Annotated in this window: 15 protein-coding genes and 3 pseudogenes; 7 read left to right on the top strand and 11 right to left on the bottom strand. The window is 67.8% G+C overall.

Annotation, left to right across the window (positions count from 1 at the left end; all coding sequences use genetic code 11):
• Nucleotides 1-58 precede the first annotated feature (58 nt).
• Nucleotides 59-863: pseudogene (locus FAB82_RS07765) on the top strand (IS701 family transposase); the annotation flags it as partial.
• 175 nt (nucleotides 864-1,038) lie between these two features.
• Here the strand turns inward: FAB82_RS07765 and FAB82_RS07770 are convergent.
• From FAB82_RS07770 to FAB82_RS07790, 6 genes and pseudogenes are all read right to left on the bottom strand, one after another.
• Nucleotides 1,039-1,563, bottom strand: coding sequence for a hypothetical protein (locus FAB82_RS07770; protein WP_211116441.1), 525 nt, complete (start codon nucleotides 1,561-1,563; stop codon nucleotides 1,039-1,041).
• A gap of 219 nt (nucleotides 1,564-1,782) precedes the next feature.
• A pseudogene (locus FAB82_RS27910) lies at nucleotides 1,783-2,181 on the bottom strand (transposase); the annotation flags it as partial.
• A 303-nt stretch (nucleotides 2,182-2,484) separates the two neighbouring features.
• Nucleotides 2,485-2,877 (bottom strand): annotated as a pseudogene (locus FAB82_RS28555) (transposase family protein); the annotation flags it as partial.
• A gap of 99 nt (nucleotides 2,878-2,976) precedes the next feature.
• Nucleotides 2,977-3,912 carry an SDR family oxidoreductase gene (locus FAB82_RS07780; RefSeq protein ID WP_136533975.1) on the bottom strand — a complete coding sequence of 312 codons (936 nt, stop codon included), beginning with the start codon at nucleotides 3,910-3,912 and terminating at the stop codon, nucleotides 2,977-2,979.
• A 52-nt stretch (nucleotides 3,913-3,964) separates the two neighbouring features.
• Entirely contained in the window at nucleotides 3,965-4,594 is a 630-nt protein-coding gene (locus FAB82_RS07785; RefSeq protein WP_136533976.1) for an NADPH-dependent F420 reductase, read from the bottom strand.
• An 84-nt stretch (nucleotides 4,595-4,678) separates the two neighbouring features.
• Nucleotides 4,679-5,413: an SDR family NAD(P)-dependent oxidoreductase gene (locus tag FAB82_RS07790; protein ID WP_136533977.1), complete on the bottom strand. Its 735-nt coding sequence runs from the start codon at nucleotides 5,411-5,413 to the stop codon at nucleotides 4,679-4,681.
• Between the two features lie 142 nt (nucleotides 5,414-5,555).
• Between FAB82_RS07790 and FAB82_RS07795 the strand changes: the two genes are divergently transcribed.
• Entirely contained in the window at nucleotides 5,556-6,467 is a 912-nt protein-coding gene (locus tag FAB82_RS07795) for a LysR family transcriptional regulator (protein ID WP_136533978.1), read from the top strand.
• Nucleotides 6,468-6,759: 292 nt separating this feature from the next.
• On the opposite strand, the gene FAB82_RS07800 is transcribed toward FAB82_RS07795, so the two are convergent.
• From FAB82_RS07800 to FAB82_RS27920, 3 genes are all read right to left on the bottom strand, one after another.
• The gene (locus FAB82_RS07800; protein WP_168801479.1) at nucleotides 6,760-7,545 is read right to left on the bottom strand and encodes an aminoglycoside adenylyltransferase domain-containing protein; all 786 of its coding nucleotides are present in this window, start codon (nucleotides 7,543-7,545) and stop codon (nucleotides 6,760-6,762) included.
• Between the two features lie 118 nt (nucleotides 7,546-7,663).
• The gene (locus FAB82_RS07805) at nucleotides 7,664-8,197 is read right to left on the bottom strand and encodes a hypothetical protein (protein WP_136533980.1); all 534 of its coding nucleotides are present in this window, start codon (nucleotides 8,195-8,197) and stop codon (nucleotides 7,664-7,666) included.
• Between the two features lie 488 nt (nucleotides 8,198-8,685).
• Complete coding sequence (locus FAB82_RS27920) at nucleotides 8,686-9,609, bottom strand: hypothetical protein (protein ID WP_246039500.1); 924 nt, start codon at nucleotides 9,607-9,609, stop codon at nucleotides 8,686-8,688.
• 431 nt (nucleotides 9,610-10,040) lie between these two features.
• On the opposite strand from FAB82_RS27920, the gene FAB82_RS07815 reads away from it, so the two are divergent.
• The 3 genes from FAB82_RS07815 (at nucleotide 10,041) to FAB82_RS07825 (ending at nucleotide 14,193) form a co-directional block, all read left to right on the top strand.
• Nucleotides 10,041-11,669 (top strand): ABC transporter transmembrane domain-containing protein, encoded by a 1,629-nt coding sequence (locus tag FAB82_RS07815; RefSeq protein ID WP_136533982.1) that lies wholly within the window; start codon nucleotides 10,041-10,043, stop codon nucleotides 11,667-11,669.
• Nucleotides 11,666-13,417, top strand: a complete 1,752-nt coding sequence (locus FAB82_RS07820; RefSeq protein WP_168801480.1) for an ABC transporter ATP-binding protein — start codon at nucleotides 11,666-11,668, stop codon at nucleotides 13,415-13,417. The genes FAB82_RS07815 and FAB82_RS07820 overlap by 4 nt, the downstream gene beginning before the upstream one ends.
• A gap of 320 nt (nucleotides 13,418-13,737) precedes the next feature.
• Entirely contained in the window at nucleotides 13,738-14,193 is a 456-nt protein-coding gene (locus FAB82_RS07825) for a hypothetical protein (RefSeq protein WP_136533984.1), read from the top strand.
• Nucleotides 14,194-14,220: 27 nt separating this feature from the next.
• Here FAB82_RS07825 and FAB82_RS07830 read toward each other — a convergent pair whose 3' ends face one another.
• Nucleotides 14,221-14,883: a hypothetical protein gene (locus FAB82_RS07830; protein WP_136533985.1), complete on the bottom strand. Its 663-nt coding sequence runs from the start codon at nucleotides 14,881-14,883 to the stop codon at nucleotides 14,221-14,223.
• Nucleotides 14,880-17,615 carry a DEAD/DEAH box helicase gene (locus tag FAB82_RS07835; RefSeq protein WP_211116442.1) on the bottom strand — a complete coding sequence of 912 codons (2,736 nt, stop codon included), beginning with the start codon at nucleotides 17,613-17,615 and terminating at the stop codon, nucleotides 14,880-14,882. Before FAB82_RS07835 ends, FAB82_RS07830 begins: the two co-directional genes overlap by 4 nt.
• Before the next feature lie 256 nt (nucleotides 17,616-17,871).
• Here FAB82_RS07835 and FAB82_RS07840 point away from each other — a divergent pair, with 256 nt between their 5' ends.
• Both FAB82_RS07840 and FAB82_RS07845 read left to right on the top strand, forming a co-directional pair.
• Complete coding sequence (locus FAB82_RS07840) at nucleotides 17,872-18,885, top strand: LacI family DNA-binding transcriptional regulator (RefSeq protein ID WP_136533986.1); 1,014 nt, start codon at nucleotides 17,872-17,874, stop codon at nucleotides 18,883-18,885.
• Between the two features lie 297 nt (nucleotides 18,886-19,182).
• Nucleotides 19,183-20,439: an ABC transporter substrate-binding protein gene (locus FAB82_RS07845; RefSeq protein WP_136533987.1), complete on the top strand. Its 1,257-nt coding sequence runs from the start codon at nucleotides 19,183-19,185 to the stop codon at nucleotides 20,437-20,439.
• Nucleotides 20,440-20,499 lie beyond the last annotated feature (60 nt).

The raw sequence follows: 20,499 nt of genomic DNA on the forward strand, positions 1-20,499 counted from the left end.
GATCATTGTTGTTGTGACGCAACTGAAGAGCACGACGGCCGTTGAATTGAGTGTAGCCGTGGAACGGTGGCGGGAGGGCCTGGACGCGCTGCTGGCCCGGACTGCTCCGGCATTTCGCCGCATCGAAACCCGTCTGAACGCGAAGCGCCTGGTGAATGCGTTGATGGCGCATCTGGAACGGCGGAACTGCTGGACGCTTGCCGAGCAGGCCGGCGAGGCCGGACCGTGGCGGTTCCAGCACCTGCTCTCCCGCGCGAAGTGGAACGATGCCCAGGTCCGCAGCGAGTTCCGGGCCTACGTGTCCGAGCACTTGAACACAGTCGGCGGCCTGCGGGTCCTCGCCGTCGACGAGACCGGCGATGTCAAGAAAGGCGCATCGACGGTCGGGGTGCAGCGGCAGTGCTCGGGGACCGCGGGCCGGATCGAGAACTGCCAGCTGGCCGTCTACCTCGCCCTCGCCACGCAGGCCGGGCACGCGGCGGTCGATGGGCGCCTCTATCTGCCGAAAGTGTGGGCTGACGATGCTCAGCGGCGTGAGAGAGCCGGAGTACCTGAGGACGTCGTGTTCGCGACCAAGCCCGAGTTGGCCGCCGACATGATCGAGGCCGCGCTCGACGCGGGCATCGCTGCGGACTTCGCGACCGGCGATGAGGCCTATGGCATCAACTCCGGTGGACGCCGGTCACCGTCGCCGGAATGCGCTGGAGGATCGAAGAATCGTTCCAGGGCGCGAAGGAACTCGCCGCGCTCGATGAGCACCAGGTGAGGACCTGGACCTCCTGGCACCGGTGGGTCACCTCGCCATGCTCGCCTACGGCTTCCTCGCCATCACCCGCACCACCGAGGACACCGAGACCGAACCGGACATGATCGCCTTGACCTGCAACGAGATCCGCCACCTCCTGGCCAGCGAAGCAGCGCCGCGGATCGGCTGGGAGCATCGCCTCCGCTGGTCGACCTGGCGACGCCGCCACCAGGCCACCGCCAAACGACTGCATTACCAGCGGCAACACACCCTCGCCGCATGAAAACCCGAACCTACACCTGCAAATACTCCGGTGGCGGTTTCCGCGGATTGGATAATGGCGTTGCCGAAGGCGGCGCAGTGCTTCGCAGTGACGCCTCATATTGTCGCCGGTCGAAAACGAACGGACCCAACCCAGCAAGATCCCAGGATTTCCGCATTCCGTTGAAGAACCCCGACCAGGTCACGCTCGTATTGGTCACGTCGACACGCGCAGAAAGCGGCCAGCAGCCCCACAGCCCGCACGGGCAGCCGAGCAGCACCGTGTCACCCTCGTTGCAGTAAGACAGCTCCGGCTCCCCGAGAAAGTGCAGGCTCGGCCAGAAGACCCCATCCGACAACCCCAGGCCGACGTAACCCCCGGAGGAAGGCGCCTCATCCTCATCGCCGTCGACCTCCGCCAATGCCAACGGCCGCTCGATCGGACGCACCAACTCCTGCAGCCGCACCCCATCGATCAAAATCGCCAACCATGGCACCCCAAGCGCCTCAGAACCAGGAGCATCGGCAGCTTCGACCACGAACTCGATCCTGTTCACCGGCTACACCTCTCAGCTGCTCAACGCCTGAAACCCGAACCTACAACTGGAGTACTAATGGCGGGAGAGGTCAAGAGTCCAGTTCTCGATACGATAGAAAGTTCAATGGACCAGCCTCCGAAGGATCTCCGGGAGTTGTTGGACGGGTTAGCCAAGGCGAATTAGCAATTCTTCATTACCCTGTGAATTGACAGAGGCCGGGTTCATTAAGAGCGTGTCTCAGTTGGCGAGTTTCTTGTAGCAGGTGAGGGCTGCTGCGAGGGCGAGGAATGCGGCGAAGAGGCGGCCGTGGCGTTCGTATCGGATGGTGAGACGACGATAGCCGCCGAGCCAGGAGATGGTGCGTTCGACGGCCCAGCGGTGGCGGCTGAGCCGGGCGGAGGACTCGATGCTGCGGCGGGCGATGCGGTCGCCGATCCGGCGTTCGCGCAGGGCCCGGTGGCAGTCGGGGATGTCGTAAGCCTTGTCCGCGTGCAGCTTCGCCGGCTTGCGGCGCCTGGGCCCGCGCCGCGACTTGATCTTCGGGATCCCCTGCCCCAACGGTTCGAGGGCTTGCGAATCATGGAGGTTAGCCGCTGAGACGCCGAGCGAGAGCGGCAGGCCTGATCGGTCGGTGAGGTTGCGGAAGGCGGTCAGGGCACGGGATGCGGAGTCGGTCCGGGTCCGGCACGCGTCTTCACGGAAGGCGATGTCTCTGACCAGGTGGGACCTGTTCTCTATGGTCCAATGTCCCCGGATGAGTACGGCGAGATCGGCCGGGTCGGCTTGGTGGGCGTCGAGGCTGGTGACGGCGCGGGGGAACAGCAGCTGCCCGAGCGCGGGGTCGATGCCGCAGGTCTTGATCGGGCGTGACTCGCTGCGCCCGTGGCCGGTCTCGGGGTTGTCTTCGGTGAGCGAGTGGCGCGCGGCCAGCCAGGCGGATACGGCCCGATCCAGTGCTTCGGTGTCGATGCGGCGCAGTACCGCCGTCAGGCACCCGCGCGAGGGCGCGGTACGGGTTCGGAGCGGATGGCGACGCACTCGCAGCGCGGCCAGAACCTCGGCCGGGGCGTCGGCGACCCATTCGGCGATCTCGGCCGGGCTCGACCGACCCGCCAGCACCGCCGCGGCACACGGCCAGCACGGACCCGATCGGGTGCCACCGGCCCTGCCGCCCACGCGGGTCGGGCACCCACGACAGGTACTCCCGCAGGTCGGGCAGCTCGTCGAGTTGGAGCGGCCCCACCGCCGACAAGGATTCGAGGACACAGGAAGATACCGGAGCGGGCATGGAACTCCTTGCGGACCAACGGATTCGATACCCAAATGGTCCACTGTTCGGCGCCCGTCTTCGTCTGCTCCCCAATCAAACCCACCGAGGCAGGCCCAGAACGCGCCTACCCGCCCCGAACCCGCGAAGCCGAACAACCTGCGTCAGCTTGCGGAGAAGTACTGATCGTTGTCCAAATCGAATAGCAGGCCGGGCTGCGCGGGCTCCCAGCCGAGAGTCCGGCGGGTGACGAGATTGGACACTGGGAAGCTCTGCGTGACTATGTTCGCAAGGAAGCCAAAGTATCCCGGCACCATCAGTTCGTCCGCGGGAATGCTCACGGCGGGTAGGCCCAGACGGCTGCCAATGGCCTCGGCGATCTCGCGGAGCGGGATGGCCCCGTCCCCGACCGCGTGCCAGTATTTGCCGGCCGGGCCCTTCTCCAGCGCCAAACGGAACAAGGAGGCGGCATCGCGGATATGCACGGCGTTCCACACGTTCTTGCCGTATCCGGGATAGCCGGCGAAGCCCTTCTCCTTCGCGAGCGCGATCAGCATGGGAAGGAAGCCGGCACGATCGGTCGTGCTGTGCGCGATGTTCGCGATCCGCACGACCGAGGACCGCACTCCCCGCTCAGCGAGACCGACCACGGCGGTCTCCACGGCGTTGCGAGCCCGCAGGGTGCCCTTGTGCTCATCCCCGACAGGAAGGGCCGGGTCCTCCTCGGTGGCCGGTCGGCCCAGGTTCCCGGGCGAGCCGATGCTCCCCGCCGCGACCAGCGGTTTCCCGGTTCCCGCCAATGCCTCGCCGTACGCGCGCATGATCGGGAGCTCCGCGGCGGCCACGGCGTCGATCCCGCCGGAGGGAAGCAGGTCTCGCCTGTGCGCGACGTGGATGACGCCGTCGGAATCTGCGGCCGCCTCCTTGAGCCCGTCGAGGTCCTGGAGGTCGCCGCGGCGTACCTTCGCGCCGAGCGCGGACAGCGCCGCCGCAGCGGTATCCGACCGGGCCAGGCCGGTGACCTCGTGCCCGGCGTCGATGAGTTCGGGGATGATGTACGAGCCGGAATGGCCGGTCCCGCCAGTGACGAAAACGTGCATGCTACTGCTCCTTGTAGGTGAGGTGGCGCGAGAAGTGGTGGCGCGGGGGCGCTCACCCGAGGTTGTTGATGCCGAGGGAGAAGTCGAAGTTCCCCACGCCGTAGCGAGCCAAGCCCATCGTCAACAGGCCCGCTCCTTCAACCCAGTGGGCCATGCTCAGGTCGCCAGTGTCCCGCGGGCGCTGTCCGAGGCTTTCGATGAACGCGGACACGCGTGCCTTTGCCTGCGGGTCGTCGCCGGCCATGAACACGTCCACCGGGCCGCCTTGGGCCAGGACATGGCGGAAAAGAGTGTTGAACGCCTTCACGACATGGGCGCTCGCGGGCGCGGCCTCGGCCACCCTCTGCGCGATGGAGGTGTCGTGAGGGACGGCCAGCCCGGTGCCGGTGGCGTTGAAGGGGTTGGTGATGTCGACGATGATCTTGCCTGCCAGCGCGTCCCCGAACTCGCGGACGGCTGGCACGGCGCCGTCGGCCAGCACCGCGAGGACGACGATGTCGCCTGCCGGGGCGGCACCGAATGTCCCGGCTGTGGCGCCGCCACCGAGTGTCTTGGCCAGTGCCGCGGACTTGGCCGCGTCGCGGCCGATCACCTCGACGGTGTGGCCGCCCTTGAGTGCCAGGGTGCCGATGGCGCTGGCCATGTTCCCCGAGCCGATGATGCTGATGCTGATGCTGCTCATGATGTGTCGTCTCCTCCTGGTTTCGCTTCATCTCGTTCGCGCCGGGTCAGGCCCAGTGCGTCGGCCTGTTGAGGTGTCTCCCGGTCAGATCGCCGTGGTGCCGCCGTCGGCGACCAGCTCCAGCCCGTTCACATAACTCGAATCGTCCGAGGCGAGGAACAGCGCGACCGCCGCAATCTCCTCAGGGCGGCCCATCGTTCCCCGCGGGATCAGCGACTCGAATGCCGCTTTCGCCTCCTCGTCGAACAGTTCCTCCTGCTTCGCAGTGGCGACCTGGCCGGGGGTCAGTACGTTCACCCGGATCCGCCTGTCCTTCAACTCGTTGAGCCACACGCGGGCCCAGGCCTGCTGCACAGCCTTGCTCCCCGCGTACAGACTCCAGCCGGGGAAGGCCCCGAGCGAAGCGTTCGACCCTGTCATGAAGATCGAGCCCTCGTCGTTGATCAGCGGCAGCGCCTTCTGCACCGTGAACAGCGTCCCGCGGGCGTTCAGCCAGAAGGAGGCATGGAACTGCTCTTCGGTGATCTCGCCGAGCTTGCCCGGCTCGCCCATCCCGGCACTCGCCCACAGGACGTCGATCGAGCCCTTTTCCCGCTTGACCGTGTCGTACAAGTGGTCAAGGTCGTCCAGGTCGGACGCATCGCCCTGCACAGCGGTCACGTTCCGGCCGATCCGCTTGACGGCGTCGTCCAGCGCGTCCTGCCGCCGGCCCATGATGAAGACATGGGCTCCTTCGTCAACAAACAACTCGGCACCGGCCAGCGCCAGGCCGGTTGATCCACCGGTGATCACCGCCACCTTGCCATCGAGCTTTCCCACGACCACTCCCTTGCGTTGATGCATGTCCCGATTCACCGAATTGGCTCGGTCCCCATCGACGATGCCACTGGTCAGAGCGCTTGTCCAAGACCTGTTTCAGCCGCGGTGATACCTTGGGGGCATTGCCGGACCGGGAGGCTCCATGGATCTGGACCTACGCAAGCTGCGCTACTTCGTCGCCGTCGCCGACCGGCTGCACTTCGGCCGCGCCGCCGAGGAGCTGCACATCGCGCAGCCCGCGCTCAGTCGGCAGATCCGCGCTCTGGAAAAGGATCTCGGCTCCCCGTTGTTTATTAGGGACAGTCATGGTGTGGCGCTGACCGACGCGGGCCGACAACTACTGGCCGACGCCGGTCCGATGCTCGCCTCCGCGCAAGCGGTCCGCCGCCGGGTGAACGTGGCCGCCCGCGGCAGCGAGCGGCTGATGGTCGGCTTCCGGGCAGGCATCCCGGTCATCCCGGCGGCACGGGCGTTCGAGGCCCAGCACCCGGACGTGGTCGTGGACGTGCAGCGGATCGAACGGGACGACCAGGCCGCGATGTTGCTCGACGGTCGCATCGACGTCGCCTACGTGCGGCTGCCCATCGACGAGACCGGACTGCGCGTCACCTCGCTGTACACTGAACCGCGAGTGGCGGTGCTGCCCACCGGACACCGGTTGGCAGGCAAGGAGGAGGTCACCGAGGCCGACCTGGTCGGCGAACCGCTGGTCTGGCATGGCGTCCCGAGCACGCAGCCCACCAGGCGCCCGCACCCCAACGCCGGATACCGGGTGCGCGGGGTGGACGAGACGCTCGAGCATGTCGCGGCTGGCAGGGGCATCTCGTATCTGGCTCGTTCGGCGACCGTGTTCTACTCACATCCGGACATCGTCTATGTGCCCATCCCGGATCTGGCGCCTGAACAGGTGTGCCTCGCGATGGCGGCATCGCGCACGTCGCAAGTGGTCGATGACTTCTTCACCGCAGCTGAGTCGACGGCCGCGATCACGGCAGAATGCGGGAACTACGAAATGTGGCAGCTCGTAAGCGAAGCCGTTCTAAAACAAAGTTGAACGTCCCCACCGGGGTGGTGGAGACGTTCTGTGTTCTCGGTCGGGTACCGGGCGGCTCGCTGGAGTCGACAACCTCGCCCGCACTATCCGACACAACCAGCAAAACCATTGCAGGCCAGTGCCAGTCATCGGAATCGCGACATCACCGGACAAGACCGGTTTTCAATCACGCCCTGGGGCCGGCACCGACGGGGAGCGTCAGTGCCTTCGTGTTCGAGTTGGCGCGCCAGACGGGCGAACACCCTGGGCCGCAACCCCGAAAACGGCTCGATCCAGCACTCCTCGGCAGCGGTCACCACACCCACCCGGACATCCTAAACCGTTGGGCCACAACCAATAACAGGACAGTCTTCAGGCGGCCATATGCTGCGGCCACGAATGCGACGGCGGCGGGCGCCGCCAGTCCAGTCCGCCCCTCACTCTGGTGGGCGAGGGCCGCGGTGACGACCGCATCATTCCCGTGCCGGGCCTGATACCATCGGCCGCCGTCGACCTTCGAAACCAGTTGCCCGTCATCGGCGAATCGCAGCGCCCGACAGGCGTTGAGGACCGCATAGGTCGCCTCCCCTTGGTCCAGCCCCCACCGCAGTTCACCGAGCATCGCAGCACCGACGCGGTCGGCGGGCACAGGGCCGAACACCTCGGCAGGCGGCGGACCGTGCACGGCGAGGGCATGCTCGCGGCACACGGCGCAGTGCAGGATCAGGTCGGTGTCATCGCCGTTGCCGGCCCCGGGGATAACGACAGTCTCGGTCGCGTTGGTCCGGATGTGCACCTCGAAGGGGCAGGAATCGAGACTGGCCGCTGTCGCTGCGGTGATGACGCTCATCTCCAGCCCCGTGCCCGGGCACCGCGCCGCGGTCGCTGCCACGGCCTCGCCCATGGCCTGCTGGTCGGACCTGCTGCCGGGCTCGGCGATGACGGCCAGCACGTCCACGTCACTGCGGGAGGCGCGGAACCCTCCCAACACCGCAGAGCCATGCACGTAGACGCCGACCAGGTCGGGACACGCATCGGCAAGTACCGACGAGACCTCGGAGACATAGCGGACAACGTCGGAGGGAGTATCGGGAGCCATGAAGCCGAGCCTATCTCCGGATGAGTCACGGGACACGACAGGCACCGCCAAGGGACCTCGTTGACCCAGCACTACGCCCATTTGCGGGACAACCTTTAGCCCAGACCCGGCGAAAACATCACCGCATGTCCTCTAGGGTCGGAGCCTCACTGTAGTAGAACTCTTCACAGTCCTTCTCTTTGGGCGTGTCGTACGTTCCATCTTGATTGAGGACTTCTGAGCAGTACCTCTCGTGCTCATAATATTCGGCAAACACCAAATACTCATCCTCGTACAGTGGAGTATCCGGCCAGATATCCGTCATCCAGCAGATGTCGTCCGGCTCGTCGTTGAACTCGATAGCCCAATCCTCGCAGGACTTCATACCCGGTTCGAGATCACTCGCATTCTCGTCCCAGCCATCTGAAAAGGCGTCTTCCACTGCACGTTCCACATCTTCTTCGCGTTGCGCGAATTCCTCGCGTGTCAGCTGCTCGGTAGTGAGCGGGTCAAGCGTATCGGTGTCGACGTTGCAGACGTTCCACTCAGAGCTTGCTTGCTCGGGAGTAAGCCATTCTTGACAGGTTCTAGTTTCTTCGCTGCCATAGGCGACAACAGTCGCTAGACCTATCGCTACCCCGGCGGCACGTGCCGTATATTGTGCGCGCTTCATGATTCCTCCCAGGGATTCTCATGCTCGCTTTCGCCTCTAATACTCCATCCGTGATTCGTGACAGGTCTTGAAACGGATGGGATTGGGGCGCAGGAAGGAACAGCCGCTCTCGCACGCTTCATGTCGTGAGACAAGAAGAGACGAGCGCGGCGGCTGAGGCCAAGATACTTGAGGAAGTGTTCGATGCCGCCGGGCAGGCGGTGTTCGATGCGATGGCCGACCTGTTTCCCTCGCGGCCGTGCCGGATGAGCGCCCGCGACTACACGAAGGGCCTGCTGGCGAGCCTGGAACGGAAGAACTGCGTCACGATCGCCGAATGGGCCGGGCATTCCAGCCCGGACCGGCTGCACTACCTGCTCGAACGCGCGTGTTGGGAGGAGCGGGAGCTGCGGGTCCGCATCGGCGCCCTCGTCGCTGAGTTTCTCGACAGCGAGCGATCCGCCACTATCCGTGGAGATCGGCATGCTCGGCCGGGAGGCCGAGAAACGTCAGCCGGACCCATCAATATCGAGCACGCCCACTTCGCTGCCGCGCACGAACAGCACGTACACGTACTCGTCGTCGCCGTAGTCATCGACCGGTTCCGTCGGCGGCCACCTGGTGGGCAAATACCCCTTCACCGCGACGAGCGCGTCGCCCAGTCGGTCCTCGATGACATCGACCAGGTCGTCGACGAGATGGGTGACGACATGGCCGGCCGGAATCTCGGGCATCTCGTCGATGCCGTCCCACGAGCCGTCCCACATTTCGACAAGAGAGAGCCGGGCGATGTTGTGAAGCGCGGCCCGCAATTCGGTGAATGTGATCGGGCGAAACGTCGGGGCTTCATCGGCATGGTCTTCTGCGTCCTCGCGGGTGGCCGACCACCATCGCGTGGCAACGGCGAGGAGGTCCTTGTCCTCGGCGCCGCGCTCGGGAAGCGCGCCGATGCGGAACCTGAAGTCGACGGGGTTGTTGTTGTTCACCATGAGGTGCCCGCTCATGAGCGTGGCGAGACAGGAGATCCGGGTGCGGAAGGCGCCGTCGGCACCGTCGTCCGCGACGACCGGCGGCGGCTGCACCGTCGGCGCCGACGCGAGGGTGATCCGCGCCGTTCCGAAGTAGTCGCGGCTCAACAGATGCAGGTCCGGATCGTCGCTGGTTGTGGTGAGACGGAGCAGACCGCCATACGCGCCGTCCAGCATCTCCTTCGCCAGATACCGGGCCAACGACATCCGGCGCGCGTCCTCGACATGGATCGCCCTGGCGATGAGCGAGACCAATTCCTCGAGCGCCGTGGAATGGCCGCCGTTGGGCAACCCGCGGGCGTATGGGACGGCGCCCGAGACCTCCGGCAGGTTCGCGATCGTGGCAAGCTCCTCGGGGGAAGTCGGCCATGGCTCGTCGCGGCGATCGCCGATCGTATCGGGCACGAGTCTTGACGTCCACCCGGGTGTCGATTGCGGTGCCCATGAGGCGAGCAACCACAAGGCCGAGACAAGCATCCACTGATGGCTCGATGGCCGACGATCCCCGGGCCAGTACCCAGGGTCCGGTCGGCGCCATGAGTCGTTGAAAGCCGTGGCGATCTCCACTCGAACAACCTCCGTCACGGCCCGTGCGAGTCGAGCCCCTCGCGACCCAACCACTGCCACGGACCGCAGCGACCATACCTAAGCGCTGCAACGACACCAGACCCTCACCATCCGCGGCAATCAACTTTCACGGATGGAGTACTAGGACCGTCCTAGGACCAATGTCCTACTGCGCCAATGCAACGCTCTTGGGACTATCCGGTGATTCAGGCTCGCCGGAATCACCGGGCAGACCCCAGTCCGAGCCCGTCAGATGAGAGGACGGCCAGGTGCGATTCGACGACCACGGCATCGCGTTCACCGCGTCTGCGGACTCAACCCCGAACGACCCGTGGAAGTTCATCTTCTGGCTTCTCCGACCGAACGTCGGCAGATTGGCTGTCGCCGTGATCGCGCTCGCCGTGGCCGCCGCAGTCCACATGACGGTGCCGTGGTTCCTCGCCCGCGTGGTCGACGACGGCATCATCGCAGAGGACCGCGGGGCGCTGCTGACGTGGGCCTTCGCCATGCTCGCCATCGCCTTGATCAATCCGATCGCCTATGTGATCGGCTACCGGCAGATGTCGCTGGCCGAAGCCGCCGCCCGCCGCAGCACCGCGGTGCACCTCACGGACCGCCTGAACGGCGAGGGCGGCGGCGCCGCTTCCGGTGAGATCGTGAACCTGGTGACCGGCGACAGCGAAGGCGCGGCCTCCATACATTCCACTGTCGGACACGGGCTGATGAACCTCGTCGCGTTCGTGCTCGGGACGGTGTTGGTGTGGCGGATCAATCCGTGGCTGGGTGTCGTGATCGGCGTGGGGGTGGTGGCAACCGTCTTGATCGCCGGCCCGCTGTTGGGCCGACTCCAGCAGCGCTGGAACGACTACCGGGAATCGCTGGCCGATCTGACCGGACAGGCGGCAGACATGGTCGCCGGTCTGCGCGTACTGCGTGGCATCGGCGGGGAGCCGCGGTTCTTTGAGCGCTACCGAACCCGATCGGCGGCTCTGCGAGATTCGGCCTACCGCGTCACCGACCACAGCTCGTGGGTGCAGGCCCTGCAGCAGGCCGTCCCCTTGGCCTACATCAGTGCGGTGACCTGGATCGGCGCCCGACTCGCCCTGTCCGGGGCGATCAGCGTAGGCGAGTTGGGCGCGGCGTTCGGCTACGCCACCGGCCTGGTCATGTACTCCAATTCGCTCCTCGGCAACGCCCATGCCATGGTCGGCACGCGTGTCGCCGCCGGTCGCATCTCGACGATGCTGGGCGATGACTCCCGCCAGTTCGAGCCTGTCGGCTCACGGGCCGCGGCCACCGGGCCACTGCACGATCCGCTCACCGGATTCACCATTCCCGAAGGGGCTCTGACCGTCGTCACCACCGCGCGCAGCGCCATCGCGGGGGCACTGATGCGGCGACTGGCCCGGTACGACGACTCGGAGGCGACCTGGGACGGCGTCCCGCTCAACGAGTACGACCTCGCGACCGTACGTGAGGAGATCCTGCTGCTCGACCACGACGACTACCTATTCCCCGGCACCGTCGGCGGGGTGGTTCACACAGACGCGGACCGGGTCCGACTCGCACTGCGGACGGCCTGCGCGACCGACATCGGTGATGCTGACCGCCTCGTCGCGGACCGGGGCATGAACCTTTCGGGAGGCCAACGGCAGCGCCTGGTGTTGGCCAGGGCCATTGCGGCCGAACCGTCGGTGCTCTTGGCGGTGGACCCGACCGGAGCGGTCGACGCCGCCACCGAGGCACGGATCGCAGAACTGGTCGCGTCGGCCAGGCGCGGACGCACCACCGCAGTGGTCACCAATTCACCGCTGTGGATCGCTCAGGCCGACCGGGTCATCAACCTGACCGACGAACCGGCCGGATCCCCGGTCGCCGCGAGAACCGAGTCGTCGTGAGCAGGAGCGAATCCCACCGGTTGCCGACCAGTGAACCCCGCGAGGTGCGCCGAGCGGCCATCGAACTGTTCGGACACGAAAAAGGCACGGTCGCGCTCGCGTGCCTGCTCTACCTGGCCGCGGCCGGAGCCGGGGCGGCGCTGCCGGTGATGCTGGGCCGTGTCATTGACGGCATCGGCGACGGATGGTCCGCGGGCCGGATCGACCTGGTGTGCGCGGTGCTCTTCGGCTGCATCGGCGCCCAGATGATCCTCGTACGCGTCGGCCGGCGAGTCTCGCACCGCTTCGGCGACCGATCGGCCGCCCGCGTCCGAGAACGGGCACTGGGGCGGGCGCTCCGCCTGCCGCTCGGCACGATCGAACGCGCCGGCACCGGCGACCTGACCACCCGCACCACAGGGGACGTCGCCGCGGTGGCGGGACTGCTCCGATACACCGGCCCTGAGGTCGTGGCCGCAATCATCGAGCTGATCGTCCTCATCGTCGCGGCCTTCGTGATCGACCCACTCCTGGCGTTGGGGCTGGCCGCCGTATTGCCGCCGCTCGCACTGGTATCCCGCTGGTACCTGCGGGCCGCACGTCAGACGTTCCTGGCCGAACGAGCGGCCATGAGCGAACTGGCGGACGCCCTGACCGCGTCGTCCAGCGGTGCGCGCACGGTTGCGGCGCACCACCTCCAGGCCGAACGCGGGGAGCTGGGACACCGGCTGGCGCGGGCGCACTACCGGACGCTGCGGCGGATCATCAGCCTCCAGAGCCGGTTCCTGCCCTCGCTCGACCTCGCCTACCTGCTGCCGGTCTTCGCGGTGCTCATCGGCGGCGGGCTATGGGCACTGTCGGGCGGCGTCAAGGTCGGCGCGGTCGTCGCCTCCACTATGCTGGCCTACCGCCTGGCCGGGCCATTGGACCGGATCATGTACTCGCTGACGGAGTTCCAGTCCGCCGGAGCGGCCCTCGCCCGCGTCGAGGGCATCGGCAAGGTGCCCTTGGAAGATCGGCCCGGCCGCCCGATCGGCACCGCGATCGAACTCGCCGACGTCCGTTTCGGATACGACGACCACCACGATGTGCTCCACGCTCTGAGTCTGCGCCCGAGGGTCGGGGAGCACCTCGCCGTCGTCGGACCGTCGGGGGCGGGCAAGTCGACCGTGGCCCGCCTGATCGCCGGAATCGAACCACCGCGATCCGGGACCGCGACGATCGGCGGGGTCGGCAGTGCCACCATCGAGTTGGAATCGCTACGCCGCAACGTCATCCTGGTGACACAGGAGCACCACGTCTTCCACGCGAGCCTGCGCGACAACCTCGCTCTCGCAGCTGACCGCGACGACGATGCGCTACGCGAAGCGTTGCACCGAGTCGGAGCGGCATGGGCAACCGATCTGCCGGACGGCCTTGACACCGTCGTCGGCGGCGACGCCCACCGGCTCACCCCCGCACAGGCACAGCAGCTTGCGCTGGCTCGAGTGGTGCTGGCCGATCCCGAGATCGTGATCCTTGACGAGGCGACCGCCGGGCTCGACGCCGACGCAGTCGGCGAGACCGAGGCGGCCCTGTCAGCGGCATTGAGCGGTCGGACAGTCATCACGATCGCCCACCAGCTGCAGGTCGCACGCGGCGCCGACCGCATCGCGGTCGTGGACAACGGCCGGGTGGTCGAAACAGGGACGCACACCGGGCTCGTCCACCGAGGCGGCGTGTACGCAGGACTGTGGGAGGCGTGGAACCGTGGCAGGCAGTCGAATTGAGGCTTCGGGAGAATGCCTGGTCTGGATCGCCGGCACCAACCGGGTCGATCCCCGGTTTCTCACCTGGTGCTCGCCACTCGAGCGCGGGTGCCTCCACTCCTACCGCCACGCGGAGGACCGCGACCGATTCCCCATCGGCGTCGAAGTGACGAGGCTGGCGGTATCGGCGCTCACCGGCATCGATCCTGAAACAGTCCGCATCGAACGGACCTGCGATCGATGCGGAGCGGCCCACGACGGGGACGCAATTACATCGAGATCTCTCGATTTCCAGCTCCGACAGCCGCGGATTCAGGCCGTCGGCCGGATACGGTTCATGTATGGCCTACAGCTATTTTTCCCAGGACGACGCTACGGCCGCCCTCCGGTCCACGCTGGCGCACGCGCAGCGACTCCCGGCATTGTCGGCACTACTCGACGGCGACCTGCTGTGGGACCAATCGGCGCACCAACTCGTGTGCATGGTCGATTCCTGGATCGACGGCTCCAGATACGGGCGTCGAATGCACACTTGCACGGGCCGCCGCGTCATCAACGACAGCGACCTCGCGCGCGGGTTCTCCAACGGCGCCAAGACCGCCGAACCCGAACTCGTGGCCGCGGCGGCCGACGAGGTCCTCGACATCATTGTTGCCTGCATCTCCGCGGTCGACGATTCCAGGGCGTCGGCCGCGGTCACCGCGGCGCTCCATGGCGGCTTGGCGGAGTCCCCGTCTCGAAAGCCGATGTTCACGGCGCTGCGGGAACGGCAGCTCGCGCGCACGACCCAGCTCTGAGCGGAGGTGGCTCCCGAGGCGGATCCCTCATGTAGCCCCGACGCCGTCGGGGAGGTCTGCTTCGACCAGGGCCGTCATGGCCGTCCCCGCCGCCACTGCGGCGATGGATTCGAGGGCTTCGAGGTCGACACCGGTGCCGGGCCTGGGCGGGCAGTAGCAGGGCTCGCCGACTGCGTCGGGGGCGCTGACCGCATCGGGCAACGTCTGGAGGGGGCGGGCGAACGCGTCGGCCGGGTCGATCGCGTCGGTCGCGAGTTCGGTTCCCCACCGGCTCCGCCCGGCCGTTCGGTCCTCTGGTGACGCGAGTGGTTCGGCGGGGAGCGGCACGCTGTTGCCGCCTGCGGCGCGGAGGGTGCGCAGCACCGACGGGTCCTCATCGATGATCCGGCCGATGCGGAAGACCACCGCCACCACGTGCTTGCACGGCCGGACCGGGTCCGGACAGTCACAGCCGGCTTCGATCCGGTCGGGTCCCGGCAAGATGATCTCGACGCGGTAGCGGCTGGTGCCGCTGCCGTCCACGGTCGCCAGGGCGCGGCCGGGCTCGAACTCGGGCTCGGGAACGCGGCCGGGGGTCGCATAGGCCAGCCCGCGTTCGAGCCTGCCCGAGTCCGCCTTCCGCAGTACAGGTTCGGCGATATTGAGCCAGTTCTGGCCCCATGGGGTGGTCACGTTGCGGCCGAAGCTCATCGGGTCTCCTCCAGTCGGACGAGTTCGTGGAGCTGGGCGTCGCTCAGCTCGGTCAGCGCGGACTCGCCCGAACCGACCACCGTTTCGGCAAGGGCGCGTTTGGACCCCAAGAGGGCCGCGACGCGCTCTTCGAGGGTGCCTTCGCAGACGAGGCGGTGGACCTGGACCGCCTGGGTCTGGCCGATCCGGTAGGCCCGGTCGGTGGCCTGGTCCTCGGCGGCGGGGTTCCACCACCGGTCGAAGTGGACGACATGGGAGGCGCGGGTGAGGTTCAGCCCCACCCCGGCGGCCTTGAGCGACAAGAGCATCACCGGCATCTCACCCGCCTGGAACCGCTCGACCATCGCCTCCCGGCGCCCCACGGGCGTGCCGCCGTACAGGAACTCCGCTTCGATGCCCCTGCGGCTCAAGTGTGTCGAGAGGAGGTGCCCCATTTGGGCATACTGGGTGAACACGAGCGTGGCCGCGCCTTCGGCCGCGGTGATGTCGAGGAGTTCGTCGAGCAGTTCGAACTTGGCGGATTTGCCCTTGCCCGGGTCGGTCTCCTTCCTGTACTGAGCCGGGTGGTTGCAGATCTGCTTGAGTTCGGTGAGCAGCTTGAGCACCAGGCCGCGCCGCTCGATCCCGGCGGCCTCCCGAATGGCCGTCATGGTGTCTTTGACGACGCGCCGGTACAGGGCGGTCTGCTCCCTGGTGAGCGACACGGGGTGGTCGGTGATGGTCTTGGCGGGCAGTTCGGGGGCGATACCGGGGTCGGTCTTCAAGCGCCGCAGCATGAACGGGCGCAGGATGGCGGCCAGGCGGGCGGCGGCCTCGGGGTCGCCGCGCTCGACCGATCGCCCGTACGTGTCACGGAAGGCGCTCAGGTTCCCCAGCAGCCCCGGGGTGGTCCAGTCGAGGATCGCCCACAGGTCGGTGAGGTTGTTCTCGACCGGAGTGCCGGTGAGTGCCACCCGAGCCCCGGAGCGGATGGCGCGCAGGGCTTTCGCGGTTTCGGCGGCGGGGTTCTTGGCGTGCTGGGCCTCGTCGGCGCACACCAGCGACCACTCGATGCCGGCCAGGGCCTCGGCGTCGCGACGCATGGTGGCGTAGGTGGTCAGTACGAACTCGTCCTTGCCGACGTTGTCGAGGTCGCGGCCGGGCCCGTGGAAGCGGCGCACGGCCGAATCGGGCGAGAACCTGGCGATCTCGGCGGCCCAGTTCGCCAGGAGCGAGGCCGGGCACACCACCAGGGTCGGGCCGCTGGTGGCCCCGTCGCACTGGCGGTGCAGGTGGAGCGCGATGAGGGTGATGGTCTTGCCCAGGCCCATATCGTCGGCCAGGCACGAGCCGAGTCCCATCGACGCGAGTGTGCGCAGCCAGTTCAGGCCCCGCAGCTGGTAGTCGCGCAGGACCCCGCGCAGCGCGGCCGGTTGCGGCACGGGCCAGTTGCCGGGGTGCTCGGGGTCGGTGAGCCGGTCGCGCAGGTCGGCCAGAGATCCCGTGACGCTCACCGGGACGGCGGCGTCGCCCACGGTCGTCGACCCGGTCAGGGCGGCGCGGAGCCCTTCGAGCGGGGCCGGACGGGCCAAGCGGCGACGCAGCCGCTCGCGCAGGGCCTCGTCGACGAGCACCCACCGGTCGTCCAGGCGGACGGCCGGACCGGCCGCGTCGGCAATCCGGTCCAGCTCGGCTTCGGTGAGGTCCCGGTCCGCGCACGCCGCCTGCCATTTGAAGTCCAGCAGCCCGTCCAGTGAGAACAGTGCAGGGCCCTGCTCGCCGGATGCGGCCGATTCGATCCGCAGCGACGCCACCAAGCTCCGGTCCACCCGCGTCGACCAGCGAACCTCCACCCCGAGGTCGCGCAGATCGTCCTCGACTCCGTCGAGCAGGACGCCCAGGTCGTGCGCCTCCAGCGGGACGCTGAGTCCCAGTGAGCGGCCCAATGTCCGGATCGGACCCCAGTTGATCCGCCGGGCGACACCCTGGAACGCCTGCCGCAGTTCCGCATCGCCGATGCCGGCTTCGGCGGGCTCGACCAGCCGAGAGGGGTCGGCTCGGTCGAACAGCCGCGCCAGGCCGGTCGCCCGGCCGTCCGGCTCCAGCGACACCGCCAGCGCCGGGCCCCAGCCCTCGTCGCGCCCGCGCGCGAGCTCGGCCGCGGTGCGGGCGAAGGCGGGCAGTTTCGTCGGTTCATTGACCGCGAAGGCGTCGTGACCGGTGGTGGGTCTCGCGGCCGCCGAGCGGGGCCAGGCATCGGCGACCGCGTCGAGGAACGCCCGCAGCAGCCGGTACGGATCTGGCATCCGGATGCCCGTCCCGCTTTCGACCGGAATGGCGTAGGCGCTCGGCGGCATGGCGGCGGCCAGGTCGCGCAGGTAGTCGGCGTCTCGTCCGTCGAGCGGGCCGATCCGCCAGGCGTCGCCGCCTGCGGCGTCGAGGCCCGGCAGCAGCCGACCCGCGGCCACGCATTCGAGTGCTTTGCGGGAGGCCAGGCCCCAGGCGCGGGCCGAGTCGGTGCCGCCCGCGAGGCGGACGAGGGATTCGGCGGCGCGTTCGGGCCGCAGCAGCATCGCCGGGAACGTCCGGACCGTCCCGGCGGCGTCCGCCACGACATCGATCTCGCCCCGATCGCCCGTTCCGTCCGGGAGCGGACCCCCATCGGGCCGGTAGAAGGCAACGAGCCCGCCGCGCGGCGGATCGCTCGGGCGGAAGACGACTTCACAGTCGGATGGGGAGGCTTCGATGGTCACGGCGGCACCTCGCTGGAGCAGATCGGACGTCACCACGCCTAACGAGGTTACGCAGCCGAAGGCAATGGGCCGAACCACGGGACCGACGACCGCCTCACACTCCCGAACCGATGCGGCCGGAAGCAGCGGGGAGGCCCGGTTGTGGGCCTCCTTTTGGCGCGTGGGTTACTCGCCTGACGGCGGGTTCAGGACCAGGCCGTTCGGGGCGGTCCAGTGGTTTGCATCGTTGTAGGATGACCCGGACTGAGGAGGTGCGATGGCCGCGACCCTGCGCGATGTCGCGAAGCTGGCTGGCGTTTCGTTCAAGACGGTCTCGAACGTCATCAACGACTATCCGCACGTCCGCCCAGCGACCCGGGAGAAGGTCGAGCGCGCGATCGCCGAGCTCGGCTACAAGCCGAACATGAGCGCGCGCAGCCTGCGGTCGGGTCGCACCGACACGATCGCCCTTGCCGTCCCCGAGCTGAACCTGAGCTACTTCGCCGAGCTCGCCGGCCTCATCATCGCGGCCGCCGAGGAGAAGGGCCTGGTCACGCTGGTCGAGCAGACCGGCGGGGACCGAGAGCGGGAGCTGGCGCTGCTGCACAGCCCGCGCCTGAGCATGACCGACGGCCTCATCATCAGCCCGTTGGGCATGGGGCAACAGGACACCGAGGCGCTCGACGTCCCGTTCCCGCTGGTGCTGCTGGGCGAGCGGACCTTCGACTGGCCGTGCGACCACGTCACCATGCGCAATGAGGACGCCGCGCGCGCCGCGACCGAGTACCTCATCAGTTCGGGGCGACGCCGGATCGCCGTCATCGGCGAGAACGAGGCCGAGATCATGGGCTCGGCCCGGCTGCGGCTCCGCGGCTACCGCGAAGCGCTTGCGACGCAGGGAATCGAGTACGACGAGCGGCTGGTCGTGCGGGCCACGCTGTGGCACCGGGCGGACGGCGCGCGGGCGATGCGCGAGCTGCTGGAGCGCGGCGTCGAGTTCGACGCGGTCTTCGGCTTCAACGACACGCTGGCGCTCGGCGCGATGCGCGTACTCCAGGAGGCGGGGCTGCGCGTGCCCGAGGACGTGGCCGTCCTGGGCTTCGACGACCTGGACGAGGCCGCCTACTCGATCCCGTCGCTGACCACGGTGGACCCGGGCCGGGAGTGGTTGGCTCGCACCGCGGTCGACACGCTGTTCGAACGCATCGGGCGTGGAGGCGCCGAGCTGCCGCCGCGCACCAAGCTCGCGGATTTCAGGATCATCGAGCGCGAGTCCGCCCCGCGGGACTGAACCGCCGCAGGTTGCGCGTTTGGACAAGTGACATGAGCGTTCCCAATTTTTACAACGTTGTATGTTAGGTAAGGCACCTCCTGGATCGAGTGCACTTGAGCGGTCAAGTCCCCGGTCACGGAATGGAGAAGAAGTGGAAACGAAGCGCGCACGGCATTGACAGCCGCCGTGACGGGTCCTTAGGATTCACGCAATTACAACGTTGTAGAAGACGTGCCCGGTCGCCCAGGCGTGTCCCCGAATCGGCGTTGCACCAATCAAAGACAGCGCAGTCTCGCGTTGGGAGGGAACACGGAAATGACACGCACACGAATCCTGCTCGGTTCAGGGGTCGCCGCACTCGCGCTCATCGCGACCGGCTGCTCCGGAAGCGACGACGCCGGCGGCCCGGTCGAGCTCACGTTCTGGCACGGCTACACCGAGGCCGACGGCGACGTGCTCGAGGGCATCGTCGACGACTTCAACGCGTCTCAGGAAGACATCGCCATCAGCACCGAGGTGAAGACCTGGGCGAGCATTGACGACTCGCTGCTGACCGCGCTGTCCGCGGGCGAAGGCCCCGACATCGTGGCCATGCCCGCCGAACGCCTCCCGGTCTACGCCGACAAGGGCGCCTTCCAGGAGCTCGACGACTTCTACGCGAGCGAGGAGAGCAACACCGCGAACCTCGTCGAGGGCGCCGTGTCCATGGTCGAGGTCGATGGAGCCAAGTACGGCGTGCCCACCGGCTTCGTGCCGCTCGCGGTCTACTACAACACCGCGCTCTTCGAGACCGCCGGCGTCACCGAGTTCCCCGGGAACTGGGACGAGTGGGTCGCCACCTCCCAGCAGCTCACCGTGGACGAGAACGGCGACGGCACACCCGAGCAGTACGGCGCGGTCCTGCCCGACCACGCCACGGTCGCCAACGGCCTGTGGCCGTCCCTGTTCTACGGCAACGGCGGGAACATCGTCGAGGACGGCCAGGCCGTCATCGACTCGCCCGAGAACGCCGAGACCCTCGAGTTCTGGCGCGACGCGATCGTCGACGAGCAGATCTCGCCCACCGGAGTGGACGGCATCGGCGCCGACGAGCTGTTCAGCGCCGGCAAGGCCGCGATGACCGTCGGCGGCCCCTGGATGGCCTCGATCGCCGACGAGAACGGCATCGCCTACGAGATCGCGCCGATCCCGGCCGGTCCCGCCGAGCAGGCCGCCTCCGCGATCGGCGTGTCCATGTCGGTCACCGCCGACACGGACGACGACGAGCAGGCCGCCGCCGAGGAGTTCTTCTCGTTCTTCCTCAACGACGAGAACGCCGCCGCCTGGTCGCTCGGTTCCGGATGGCCGCCGCTGCGCACCGACGTCCCGGCCGAGGCCGTCGCCTCCAACCCGGTCGTCGTCTCGCTCAGCGAGATCGCGTCCACGGGCCGCCCGCTACTGCCGGGCGTCGTGAACAGCGTCGACGTCCTCGCGGCCATCGACGAGCTCACCCAGCGGGCCGTCGCCGGTGAGGACATCGACGCACTGCTCGCCGAGGCCGAGGCCGAGATCCAGACCGCCCTCGAGGACTAGTCGCGACCGGCGGGGACGCCCGGCGAGGGCGTCCCCGCCGTATTTCGAGAACGGAGGAAA

Source organism: Glycomyces buryatensis, from assembly GCF_004912275.1.
Classification (GTDB): domain Bacteria; phylum Actinomycetota; class Actinomycetes; order Mycobacteriales; family Micromonosporaceae; genus Glycomyces; species Glycomyces buryatensis.

Excerpts from the sequence above, each read along its gene's own strand:
- FAB82_RS07780 (WP_136533975.1), bottom strand. The coding sequence starts at position 3,912 with ATGCACGTTTTCGTCACTGGCGGGACCGGCCATTCCGGCTCGTACATC.
- FAB82_RS07785 (WP_136533976.1), bottom strand. The coding sequence starts at position 4,594 with ATGAGCAGCATCAGCATCAGCATCATCGGCTCGGGGAACATGGCCAGC.
- FAB82_RS07795 (WP_136533978.1), top strand. The coding sequence starts at position 5,556 with ATGGATCTGGACCTACGCAAGCTGCGCTACTTCGTCGCCGTCGCCGAC.
- FAB82_RS07800 (WP_168801479.1), bottom strand. The coding sequence starts at position 7,545 with ATGGCTCCCGATACTCCCTCCGACGTTGTCCGCTATGTCTCCGAGGTC.
- FAB82_RS07805 (WP_136533980.1), bottom strand. The coding sequence starts at position 8,197 with ATGAAGCGCGCACAATATACGGCACGTGCCGCCGGGGTAGCGATAGGT.
- FAB82_RS07825 (WP_136533984.1), top strand. The coding sequence starts at position 13,738 with ATGGCCTACAGCTATTTTTCCCAGGACGACGCTACGGCCGCCCTCCGG.
- FAB82_RS07830 (WP_136533985.1), bottom strand. The coding sequence starts at position 14,883 with ATGAGCTTCGGCCGCAACGTGACCACCCCATGGGGCCAGAACTGGCTC.
- FAB82_RS07840 (WP_136533986.1), top strand. The coding sequence starts at position 17,872 with ATGGCCGCGACCCTGCGCGATGTCGCGAAGCTGGCTGGCGTTTCGTTC.
- FAB82_RS07845 (WP_136533987.1), top strand. The coding sequence starts at position 19,183 with ATGACACGCACACGAATCCTGCTCGGTTCAGGGGTCGCCGCACTCGCG.